The following is a 595-nucleotide window of genomic DNA, read 5'->3' as shown; positions in this document are numbered from 1 at the left end:
TGGGGCTGTACTAGATAAGCAGTCATGTTAGACTGCAAAAATGAAGATAACCCATTGTAAACTAAAAAAGAGTATTCAAAAGAAACTGCTTCAGTTTTTTGTACTCGAAGTTACCGCCCGTTCAGCCGCCGATTTATTGGGCATCCACCCCAATTCGGCAGTGCTGTTTTACCGCAAGATTCGCGAAGTCATCAGCCATCATCTTTCACTGGAAGTCGATACGGTTTTTGACGGCTCAGTTGAGTTGGACGAGAGCTATTTTGGCGGACACCGCTAAGGCAAACGCGGGCGCGGTGCGGCGGGAAAGGTGGCAGTCTTTGGCATTCTCAAACGCGGCGGCAAGGTTTATACCGTGGTAGTTGAGAATGCTAAAAGAGAGACGTTATTTCCTGTTATCACAAAGAAAATTATGCCAGACAGCATTGTCTATACGGATTGTTTGAGCAGCTATGATGTGTTGGATGTAAGCGGATTTACCCACCACCGCATTAATCACAGCAAGCTGTTTGCCGACAGACAAAACCATATCAACGGCATTGAAAACTTTTGGAATCAGGCAAAACGCGTACTGCGCAAATACAATGGAATCGACCGT

1 pseudogene is annotated in these 595 nt (G+C 45.9%); it reads left to right on the top strand.

The features are described 5' to 3' along the window. Window positions 1-40: 40 nt before the first annotated feature. Window positions 41-595 (top strand): annotated as a pseudogene (locus MB824_RS10795) (IS1595 family transposase); the annotation flags it as partial.

It is taken from the genome of Kingella pumchi, assembly GCF_022288825.1.
Taxonomy (GTDB): domain Bacteria; phylum Pseudomonadota; class Gammaproteobacteria; order Burkholderiales; family Neisseriaceae; genus Kingella_D; species Kingella_D pumchi.
This window is presented reverse-complemented; position numbering and strand designations above follow the sequence as displayed.